The organism is Schaedlerella sp., assembly GCF_056796775.1.
The window spans coordinates 59,361-69,557 of the sequence record NZ_JBQIKP010000019.1 but is presented as its reverse complement, the minus strand read 5'-3'; the positions used below and the strand labels follow the sequence as shown (position 1 = coordinate 69,557).

Annotated in this window: 12 protein-coding genes and 1 tRNA gene; 7 read left to right on the top strand and 6 right to left on the bottom strand. The window is 50.0% G+C overall.

Going from position 1 to position 10,197, the window contains the following annotated elements; genetic code table 11:
• Nucleotides 1-84 precede the first annotated feature (84 nt).
• Nucleotides 85-1,134 (bottom strand): site-specific integrase, encoded by a 1,050-nt coding sequence (locus ACTOY7_RS10535; RefSeq protein WP_160284959.1) that lies wholly within the window; start codon nt 1,132-1,134, stop codon nt 85-87.
• Nucleotides 1,135-1,472: 338 nt separating this feature from the next.
• A tRNA-Pro gene (locus ACTOY7_RS10530) sits at nt 1,473-1,547 on the bottom strand.
• A 201-nt stretch (nt 1,548-1,748) separates the two neighbouring features.
• On the opposite strand from ACTOY7_RS10530, the gene ACTOY7_RS10525 reads away from it, so the two are divergent.
• From ACTOY7_RS10525 to ACTOY7_RS10500, 6 genes are all read left to right on the top strand, one after another.
• Nucleotides 1,749-2,627, top strand: coding sequence for a YicC/YloC family endoribonuclease (locus ACTOY7_RS10525; RefSeq protein ID WP_482670564.1), 879 nt, complete (start codon nt 1,749-1,751; stop codon nt 2,625-2,627).
• A 192-nt stretch (nt 2,628-2,819) separates the two neighbouring features.
• Nucleotides 2,820-3,452: a guanylate kinase gene (gene gmk / locus ACTOY7_RS10520; RefSeq protein WP_394684104.1), complete on the top strand. Its 633-nt coding sequence runs from the start codon at nt 2,820-2,822 to the stop codon at nt 3,450-3,452.
• A 5-nt stretch (nt 3,453-3,457) separates the two neighbouring features.
• Nucleotides 3,458-3,799, top strand: coding sequence for a DNA-directed RNA polymerase subunit omega (rpoZ, locus tag ACTOY7_RS10515; protein ID WP_482670565.1), 342 nt, complete (start codon nt 3,458-3,460; stop codon nt 3,797-3,799).
• Between the two features lie 87 nt (nt 3,800-3,886).
• A complete protein-coding gene (gene rimO / locus ACTOY7_RS10510) occupies nt 3,887-5,212 on the top strand; it encodes a 30S ribosomal protein S12 methylthiotransferase RimO (protein ID WP_482670566.1) in 1,326 nt (441 codons plus the stop codon).
• Nucleotides 5,209-5,751, top strand: coding sequence for a CDP-diacylglycerol--glycerol-3-phosphate 3-phosphatidyltransferase (gene pgsA, locus ACTOY7_RS10505; RefSeq protein ID WP_016294568.1), 543 nt, complete (start codon nt 5,209-5,211; stop codon nt 5,749-5,751). Before rimO ends, pgsA begins: the two co-directional genes overlap by 4 nt.
• Before the next feature lies 1 nt (nt 5,752).
• On the top strand, nt 5,753-6,247 hold the full coding sequence (locus tag ACTOY7_RS10500; protein WP_482670567.1) for a CinA family protein: 495 nt from the start codon (nt 5,753-5,755) through the stop codon (nt 6,245-6,247).
• 124 nt (nt 6,248-6,371) lie between these two features.
• On the opposite strand, the gene ACTOY7_RS10495 is transcribed toward ACTOY7_RS10500, so the two are convergent.
• Both ACTOY7_RS10495 and ACTOY7_RS10490 read right to left on the bottom strand, forming a co-directional pair.
• Nucleotides 6,372-7,382, bottom strand: coding sequence for a GGGtGRT protein (locus ACTOY7_RS10495; protein WP_394683938.1), 1,011 nt, complete (start codon nt 7,380-7,382; stop codon nt 6,372-6,374).
• Nucleotides 7,383-7,429: 47 nt separating this feature from the next.
• Nucleotides 7,430-8,122, bottom strand: coding sequence for an iron-sulfur cluster assembly scaffold protein (locus tag ACTOY7_RS10490; protein ID WP_016294562.1), 693 nt, complete (start codon nt 8,120-8,122; stop codon nt 7,430-7,432).
• A gap of 422 nt (nt 8,123-8,544) precedes the next feature.
• On the opposite strand from ACTOY7_RS10490, the gene ACTOY7_RS10485 reads away from it, so the two are divergent.
• Nucleotides 8,545-9,015, top strand: a complete 471-nt coding sequence (locus ACTOY7_RS10485; protein WP_394683937.1) for a hypothetical protein — start codon at nt 8,545-8,547, stop codon at nt 9,013-9,015.
• 92 nt (nt 9,016-9,107) lie between these two features.
• Here the strand turns inward: ACTOY7_RS10485 and ACTOY7_RS10480 are convergent, their stop codons facing one another.
• Nucleotides 9,108-9,527 carry a hypothetical protein gene (locus ACTOY7_RS10480; RefSeq protein ID WP_160282385.1) on the bottom strand — a complete coding sequence of 140 codons (420 nt, stop codon included), beginning with the start codon at nt 9,525-9,527 and terminating at the stop codon, nt 9,108-9,110.
• A 29-nt stretch (nt 9,528-9,556) separates the two neighbouring features.
• Nucleotides 9,557-10,168, bottom strand: coding sequence for a TetR/AcrR family transcriptional regulator (locus ACTOY7_RS10475; RefSeq protein ID WP_160282384.1), 612 nt, complete (start codon nt 10,166-10,168; stop codon nt 9,557-9,559).
• Nucleotides 10,169-10,197: the final 29 nt, after the last annotated feature.

The window sequence follows — 10,197 nt, the reverse complement described above, 5'->3', positions numbered from 1 at the left end:
GCAACAATCTTCTTTGATGTAATACAAAATCCCCCACCTCTCGCCGCATCATACTTCCTCACCTCCACGTTCCCCTTCATGCAACTATTTTGATACTAACGCCTGCAGCATATCTGCCACTTCTTCGTGCCGATTTGGGTACAAATGACCGTATATATTATTCACCATATCGACCGTATCTCCAATCCGTTCCGCAATCAGAATGGCGGGAAAACCCATCTCGATCAGCAGGGAAACATGAGAGTGGCGTATATCATGTACACGGATCTGTTTTATCCCCGCGCGTTCGCACACGTTGTTCAGCGGGATACGGATGGAGGTGTTGACCAGAGGGATCAGCCGGTCCGATTTTTTCAGACCATAGGTTTCCTGGATATACGCGCGGATCTGATCACACAGAAAATCCGGGATCGGAACGGTGCGGATACTGTTGGAGGTTTTGGGGGAGGTAATGACATCCTCTCCATGAATCCTGTGAAATGTTTTTGTCACATGGATGACTTTTTTCTCCAGGTCAATGTCCGCCGGGGTAAGGGCCAGGGCTTCACCGCATCGAAGTCCCGCATAGTAAAGAATGCTGTACAGGACATGGTGCGTCGGATTTTTTACACAGGCGATCAGTGTTTTAAATTCTTCATGTGTCCAGAACTGCATCCGTTTTGGCTTGCTGCTCCCGATCAGACCGGCTACCTTGCAGGGATTCTGCGGAAGGCCGTAATATTTGACCGCAAAATTCAATATGGCGTTCAGCTGTCCGTTGATATTACGCTGTGTGGTGGGCTTTAAACCATCCTCTATCAGATGATTCTGCCATTTCCGGACATCAGCCGCCGTGATCTGATTGATGGGTTTGTCCTTAAAAAAGGGTAGCACCCGGCTCTCCACACATTGGTTTTTTGAATTTACGGAAGAACGCTTCAAACGTGATTGAATATCTTCCAGATACAATTGATAGAGTGCCTGGAAAGTCATATTGGGACTTCCGGACTGCTTTTCGAGAAAAATACGTTCCCATTCCTTTGCGTCACGCTGCAGCTTAAAGCCGCGTTTCATCTTCTGACGCCGTACGCCCGTCCAGTCAATATAATAAAATTTACAATACCAGGTGCCTCGTTTTTCATCTTTGTAAGTCATGTGGTTTTTCCTCCTGTCTGGTAAAAGGTTCGCGGTAAATGTCGAAAAGGGCGTATTTACCACGTGGTTTGTATCAGAAACGTAAATACAAATGAATTTGACGATGCTTTGATTCCAAAGAAGGAAAAACACATAAATCATACACATGATAACCGGATTTCAAGAAATGAGAAGTCTTATTGATAGACTTTTTCAGCATATCATATCTAAAAAAGAAATGCCAGTATTGGGCTGAGCAATTCTTTTTATACATAAAAAAATAGTATAACATGAAATGTTATACTACCGGCTGAAAAAACTCTCTGCAATTCAGAACAAAACCTGGATATAAAAGAAAATCGGGGTGACAGGATTCGAACCTGCGACCTCACGGCCCCCAGCCGTGCGCTCTAACCAAACTGAGCCACACCCCGCCAACGAATACTATTATATGGGATTAGAGCGGAAATGTAAAGAGAAATTTTAAAAAATTTTCGGATTGACCTCAAGCCGTGTAATAAAGTCGAAAAGTTCAGATCAAAGAGTTGACCGGACCAGCATTTCAGGGTTATAATAAACGGGCATACATGAATTTGATAAGTGTAAAATATGATAGACTATAGAGGGCGAGAATCATGATCAAGAGCATGACGGGTTTTGGAAGATGCGAGTATCAGCAGGATTCCCGGAAGTTTACGGCAGAGTTAAAGAGTGTAAACCACCGGTATCTGGATGTGAATATCCGGATGCCGAAGAAGCTGAACTTTTTTGACAGTGCGATTCGGACGCTGCTGAAAAATTACGCAAGCCGCGGGAAGATTGACATTTTCATTATGTATGAGGATGTATCCGAAGCGCAGGGAAGCCTGAAGTACAATGCGGCGCTTGCCGGGGAGTATGTGAAGTACCTTCGGCAGATGGCAGAGGAATTTGGTCTGGATGACCATCTGAGCCTGGCGACATTGGCAAGGTGTCCGGATGTGCTGACGATGGAGGAGCAGACCGTAGATGAGGAAGAGCTGTGGAAGGGACTGAGGACGGTTCTGGAAGGAGCATTTGAGCAGTTTGTGGCAGCAAGGGCAACCGAAGGAGAGCATTTGAAAAAGGATATCCTTGCGAAGCTTTCCGGGATGGAGGTTCTGATCGCTGGGATTGAAGAGCATTCCCCGGAGATCGCGGCGCAGTACCGAGCGAAGCTGGAAGAGAAGGTCCGGGAGCTGCTGGGGGATGTGCAGATGGAAGAGAGCCGGATTGCGGCGGAGGTGATCTTGTTTGCGGACAAGATCTGCACGGACGAAGAGGTGGTTCGCTTAAAGAGCCATATTTCTCATATGCGCGATACACTGGATGAGCCCGAGGGGATCGGACGGAAGCTGGACTTCATCGCACAGGAGATGAACCGTGAAGCCAACACGATCCTGTCCAAGGCCAATGACCAGGAGATCTCGAATTACGCGATCAGCCTGAAGACAGAGATCGAAAAAATAAGAGAGCAGATTCAAAATATTGAGTAACGATTCAGAACAGCAGTAGTATGAAAAAACAGACGTTGCAAGTTTACTTGCAAGGGCTGATTTTTCATACTGCTATTGGGCGGAACGCCCAAAACCTCAGACAGGAGCTGTGTAAACAGCGGATAGTCTGCGCAGCAGACGGGTCTGAGGTCTGCTGTTCCGTAGATCATTCAAGATGAGGTGAAGCGTATGATGGATTCCAAAGGGATTTTGATCGTTGTATCCGGTTTTTCCGGGGCGGGAAAAGGCACACTGATGAAGGAGCTTTTAAAAAATCATCCCGGACAGTATACCTTGTCGATTTCTGCGACTACAAGACAGCCGCGCGATGGAGAAGAAGACGGCAGAGAATATTTTTTCATAACTACAGAAGAATTTGAAAAAATGATTGCGCAGGATCAGCTGATAGAGTATGCTAGATATGTAAATAATTACTATGGAACGCCCCGCGCCTATGTGGAGCAGAAGCTGGAGGAAGGGAAGGACGTCATCCTGGAGATTGAGATTCAGGGGGCCATGAAGGTGAAGAAGGCATTTCCGAAGACCGTGCTTTTGTTTGTCACACCCCCGACGGCGGGAGAGCTGAAGCACCGGCTGACGTGTAGGGGGACGGAGACTGAGGAAGTCATTGATTCCAGGCTCAGGCGGGCCGTGGAGGAAGCGGACGGTATGGATCAGTATGATTATCTGATCATCAACGACGACCTGGAGCGGTGTGCGAAGGAGTTGCACGACATTGTCCAGGGAGAGCACCGAAAGAGCTTCCGGAATACGGAATTTATGGAAAAGATCAAGCAGGATCTGCAGAGATTGAAAGGAGAATAAGAAGTATGTTGCATCCGTCTTATACAGATTTGATGAAAGTGGTGAATAAGGATGTGGAAGAGGGCGAGACAAAAATTGTCAACAGCCGGTATTCTATCGTACTTGCCACATCCAAAAGGGCCAGGCAGATCATCGACGGCGAGCTGCCGATGGTCAATATAAAGAGCGAGGCAAAGCCGCTTTCCCTGGCAATCCAGGAACTGAATGAAGGGAAATTAAAGATCATCGCAGAGAGTGCGGCTGCCGAGGAAGAGGAGCAGGCATTTGAGGAAGCGCTGACAGAGGAAGTATTGGAAGAGGAACCGCTGACGGAAGAGATTCCGGAGGTGGAAGCAGTGACAGAGTGATACGAGAGACAGGCTATCCCTATCTGCTATAGGTGATAGCCGTCTTGTTTTAGGAACCGTCAGGAAAAGACAGATGGAGAACAAATTATGAAGATTTTATTTATTTCTCTGGGCTGCGACAAGAATCTTGTGGACACGGAAGTGATGCTGGGGCTTCTGGCCTCCCGCGGGCATGTGATGACGGATGACGAGGCTGAGGCGGAGGCGATCATCATCAACACCTGCTGCTTTATCCACGATGCCAAGGAGGAGAGCATCCAGAATATTCTGGAGATGGCGGAATATAAAAAGACAGGATGCCTGAAAGCGCTCATCGTGACAGGATGCCTGGCCCAGCGTTACCGGCAGGAGATCTTGGATGAGATCCCGGAGGTAGACGCGGTGCTGGGGACGACCGCCTATGACCAGATTCTGGAATCACTGGATGCGGCGCTTGCGGGACAGCCGGAGGTGCGGCTTGCGGATCTGCAGTCCCTTCCTGCTGTGGAGACGAAGCGGCTGGTGACGACAGGAGGGCATTACGCCTACTTAAAGATTGCGGAAGGCTGTGATAAGCACTGTACTTACTGCATCATCCCCAGGATCCGGGGAAGCTTCCGCAGCGTGCCGATGGAACGGCTGTTAAAGGAAGCAGAGGAGCTGGCGGAGCAGGGGGTTAAGGAGCTGATCCTGGTGGCCCAGGAGACGACCCTGTACGGAAAGGACATTTACGGGGAAAAGAAGCTGCCCGAGCTCCTGCGCAGATTATGCAGGATTACAGGGCTTCGGTGGATCCGCATTCTGTATTGCTACCCGGAGGAGATTACGGATGAACTGATCCGGGTCATAAAGGAAGAGCCGAAGATCTGCCATTACCTGGATCTGCCGATCCAGCATGCCAATGACCGGATCCTGAAACGGATGGGCCGCAGAACGTCTAAGCAGCAGCTGATTGAGATTCTGGAGAAGCTGCGCAGGGAGATCCCGGATATCTGCCTTCGAACCACGCTGATCACCGGATTTCCCGGGGAGACAGAAAAAGAACATGAGGAAGTGGTAGACTTTGTAGACCAGATGGAATTTGAACGGCTGGGGGTATTTACCTATTCGCCGGAGGAGGATACTCCTGCGGCAGAGATGCCGGATCAGATTGAAGAAGAAGTGAAGCGGGAGCGGCAGGCCGAGATCATGGAGCTGCAGCAGGAGATTGCGTTCGAAAATGCCGAGGCTATGGTGGGCCGGGAGGTACTGGTTCTGATTGAGGGTCGTGTAACGGACGAAAATGCATACGTAGGGCGGACGTATCGGGATGCCCCCGGCGTGGACGGGATGATCTTTGTGGAGACAGGAGAATTGCTGCTGTCCGGCGATTTCGCGAAGGTCAGAGTAACCGGTGCATTGGAATATGATTTGATAGGAGGACTTGTAGAATGAATTTGCCAAATAAACTGACGGTATTGCGGATCATCATGGTACCATTTTTTGTGTTTTTTATGCTGACAGATGTGGGAGGAACAGCCAATAAATGGATTGCGCTTGTGTTGTTCTGTGTGGCCAGCCTGACGGATCTTCTGGACGGCAAGATCGCCCGGAAATATAATCTGGTGACCAATTTTGGAAAGTTTATGGATCCTCTGGCGGACAAGCTGCTGGTCTGCTCCGCCATGATCTGCATGATCGATTCCGGCCAGCTTACCGCCTGGTTTGTGATCATCATCATTGCCCGGGAATTTATCATCAGCGGTTTTCGTCTGGTAGCTTCCGACAACGGGATCGTGATCGCCGCAAGCTACTGGGGGAAGTTTAAGACTGTTTCCCAGATGGCGATGGTGATCCTGCTGATCGCGGATTTCGGCGGTGTATTTGACCTGATCTGCGAGGCTCTGATCTGGATCTCTCTGGCGCTCACCATCATTTCTCTGGTGGATTATGTGGCGAAGAATAAGCAGGTCCTGACCCAGGGAGGAATGTAGGATGCAGGAAAACAGACGCCCGGATTCCCCGGAGGAACAGGTGGTCCGGCTTTTAAAGGAACGAAATCTTACGATCACAGCGGCAGAATCCTGTACCGGCGGCCTGATCGCAGGAACGCTGGTCAATGTGGCCGGCGCGTCCGACGTGTTCGGCGAGGCCTACGTGACCTATTCGAATGAAGCAAAGCAGCGTTTGGTGGGAGTGCGGGCGGAAACTCTGGAGCAGTTCGGAGCGGTCAGTGAAGAGACGGCATATGAGATGGCGGCCGGCGCCGCCCGGGCGGCCGGCGCGGATGTGGGTTTAAGCTCTACAGGCATCGCAGGACCGGGAGGCGGTACGCCGGAAAAACCGGTGGGGCTGGTGTATATCGGCTGCTGTGTTCGGGGAGAGGTACAGGTCCGGCGGCTGAACCTTCACGGGAACCGGGAGCAGAACCGGATGGATACAGTGAAGGCTGCGCTGGAGCTGGCGGCGGAGATGTTGGCCGCAGAGTAGGGGTTAATCTTTCGATTAGCCGGCGCGCCATGATTCTGATTAGTGATTTGGAAAATAAATTAGTTGAAAAAAAGTACCATAACCTTTGACGGCTACGGTACTTTTTATTTTCATAAATACATTCTCAGAACTTCCCTGCCTTCGCCGCTTCCTCTACGGAAACCGCAACCGCAACTGTCATGCCGACCATCGGGTTGTTGCCTGCGCCGATCAGCCCCATCATCTCAACATGAGCCGGTACGGAAGAGGATCCTGCAAACTGAGCGTCAGAGTGCATACGTCCCAATGTATCTGTCATACCATAGGAAGCCGGGCCTGCTGCCATGTTATCCGGATGCAGTGTACGTCCTGTACCGCCGCCGGATGCTACGGAAAAGTACTTCTTGCCCTGTTCTACACATTCCTTCTTGTAAGTACCTGCTACTGGATGCTGGAAACGGGTCGGGTTGGTGGAGTTACCGGTAATGGAAACATCAACGCCTTCCTTGTGCATGATCGCAACACCCTCGCGTACATCATTCGCTCCGTAGCAGTTTACCTTGGAACGAAGTCCGTCAGAGTAAGCGATTCTCTGTACTTCCTTCAGTTCTCCTGTGAAGTAGTCATAATCTGTCTCAACATAAGTAAATCCATTGATTCTGGAAATGATCTTTGCGGCGTCTTTTCCAAGTCCGTTCAGGATGACGCGCAGAGGTTTTTTACGAACCTTGTTTGCCTTTTCCGCAATACCGATTGCGCCTTCTGCTGCCGCAAAGGACTCGTGGCCTGCCAGGAACGCGAAACAGTCTGTATCGTCTTCCAGAAGCATCTTGCCCAGGTTGCCGTGTCCTAAACCTACCTTACGCTGATCCGCGACAGATCCCGGAATACAGAAAGCCTGAAGGCCTTCCCCGATCGCTGCTGCCGCGTCAGACGCGGTCTTGCATCCCTTCTTGATCGCGATCGCAGCGCCTACCGTGTAAGCCCAGCATGCATTTTCAAAACAGATCGGCTGAATCCCCTTTACCTGGTTGTACACATCAAGTCCGGCATCCTTTGTGATCTTCTCTGCCTCTTCAATAGAAGCAATGCCATAGCTGTTCAAAACTTCATTGATTTTATCAATTCTTCTCTCATATGATTCAAATAAAGCCATCTCATTATCCTCCTGAATTATTTTAGAAACCCCTGGTAATCGTCAGATTATTCTTTACGCGGGTCAATGATCTTAGCAGCATCGGCAACACGACCATACTGTCCCTGCGCCTTCTCCCATGCTACATTCGGCTCATCGCCTGCTTTGATGAAATCTGTAAACTTTCCAAGATTTGCGAACTTATATCCGATGATCTCACCATTGTCGTCCAGCGCGATTCCTGTTACGTAGCCTTCTGCCATCTCCAGATAACGAGGCCCTTTTGCCAGTGTTCCATACATGGTACCAACCTGAGAGCGAAGTCCCTTTCCAAGGTCTTCCAGGCCTGCGCCGATCGCAAGTCCGTCCTCAGAAAATGCGCTCTGGGTTCTTCCATAAACTATCTGAAGGAATAATTCTCTCATAGCCGTATTGATGGCATCACATACAAGATCCGTATTCAGCGCCTCCAGAATGGTCTTGCCCGGAAGGATCTCGGAAGCCATTGCCGCGGAGTGGGTCATTCCGGAACATCCCAGCGTCTCAACGAGCGCTTCCTGGATGATACCGTCCTTTACATTGAGTGTCAGCTTGCAAGCGCCCTGCTGCGGAGCACACCAGCCAACGCCATGTGTAAAGCCGGAGATGTCTTTTACTTCTTTTGCTTTGACCCATTTTGCTTCTTCCGGGATCGGAGCTGGTCCGTGATTCGCACCCTGGGCTACCGGACACATCATTTCTACTTCATGTGAATAAATCATGTTAATACTCCTTTCAAATATGTATGATTTTTCTCTCGTATAATGCCGGATACCTTATAGCGCCTCCGCCGTTCCATCCGAAAAAAACACGGCCGGCCGCTTTTTTCGGATATGGAGATAAGGTATGTTAAATTAACATCACACTACTGTTATTTTCGCACAAAATATCCTGTACGTCAATTGTCACTTTGTACAAGATTTCCAGAACTTTTTGTCTATCGTTAAAAGTATACCCAAGGGGCATCCCATAACCCATCTCCCTGCGGGACGAGCGGACTTCGTCCGAAAAGGTATACCCAAGGGGCATCCCGTATTCGGATCTGCGGTTCGGCAGCAGGGACGAGGAACCATTTCCGCCTGCACTCCATATTTTAAATAAAAAAGCAGCGCTTTAAAGTACGCTGCGAAAGGAGTCTTTTATTATGGAATATGGTAATCTGGTTTCGGCTGTGGGCGTTGTCATGAATTTTACGGGCAGCGGCTGCTGCAGCCAGATGGTCACCCTGCGCGTGCAGGAGGGGATTGTAAACATTGTCATAGATCAGGAGACGGAGGTGATCGACTGCAGGCAGCTCCGCCCGGGAATGCGGGTAGCCGCATTTTACGATAAGACCCTGCCAGTGTCGATGATCTATCCTCCCCAATACCGCGCAGTGATCATTGCCGTGCTTGGAAAAAATGAGCAGATCGATCTGAAATATTTTGACAGCGATCTGATTGCCGGGGATCATTCCCTTCATCTGAATCAGGCACGCAGTACAGAGATCGAGACCGTCAACGGCCAGAACTTTTTCTGCGACATCGGAAACAGGTACCTTCTGGTTTATTATACAGTGACCACCAGAAGCATCCCGCCTCAGACAACCCCGAGAAAGATCGTAGTTCTGTGTTAAGGGATCAATAAACAGGCGGTCACGATACGATATCAACGGCGGTACAAAAAGCGGCCCCTGTCCAATGCCGTATCGGACGGAGGCCGGTGCAGCTATGCCTGATCAATCAGCTCGGCTGCCTGGAGGGCGCGGGAGATGATGCGGAGGATCTCCGGCGGGATTTCTGCCGCTTCCGGCAGGCGGTAGGGCGCATTGTCAAGAAATGCGTTGGAAAGCTGATAGACATAATATTCCGCGTCATGGCGTTCTTCGGCAAGGGCTTCCCCCTTGACCCGCATTTCCCGGGTGCTCGTCTCCCGGCCAAGGCTCAGGTCGGTCAGGATCTCCAGCATGATGCAGAAATGCTCCTCATCCCAGGCGGAGAGATACATGCATTTGCACAATCCTTTTGAAAAAAAGGGGAAATCCCCGTAACAATCCAGCAATTCTTTAAATCGGGTGCGGTGTCCGGAATCCTCGAACATATTTCCGGTATCCAGTATTGAAAAATAGTTGTCTTTTCTGCTGCTCATAAAATGATTCCCCCTCTTGTTGATGTGCTTTATTCCGACCAGATATAATCCAGCCGCCCCTTCTCGATCTGAAAACTGGTCTCCAGCATATAAGTAAATACATCCAGCGTTTTCTGCGTCTGCGTCAGATCGGAATTCGACAGATAGGTGTCAAATTTTATCGTCAGGATGATCAGTACGATCTCTGCCACCTCATCCGGAGAGCTGCAGGAGATAGTCCCCTCCTGATTGCCCTGGCGGATGATGTCGGCCAGGATAGGGCGCAGGTTGCGGATCATGATATAGATATACTGCTGGTGCAGCAGGGCGCTCTGCTGAAGCTCCATATAGCTGCCGGCTTCCTGCCGGGAGAGCTCTATGGAAGAATCCCGGCAGGTCCGGAAGATGATCTCCATTTTGGTCAGCGCGTCCAGGCCGGGAGCCTGTACCAGTTCCTGAGCCTGCCGGATCGCGTCAGAATAAGAACGCTCGATCACGGCGTCTACAATCTCCTCTTTCGATTTGAAATAATAATAAATGCTTCCCTTGCCGATCCCCGCTTCCCTGGCAATCTCGCTGACGGAGATGGAGCGGGTATCCTTTTTGAGCATAAGCTTTTGCATGGAATCTAAAATTAAGTCTGACTTCTTATTATTATGCATATAATCGACTCCTTCAATGTCTTATGCGT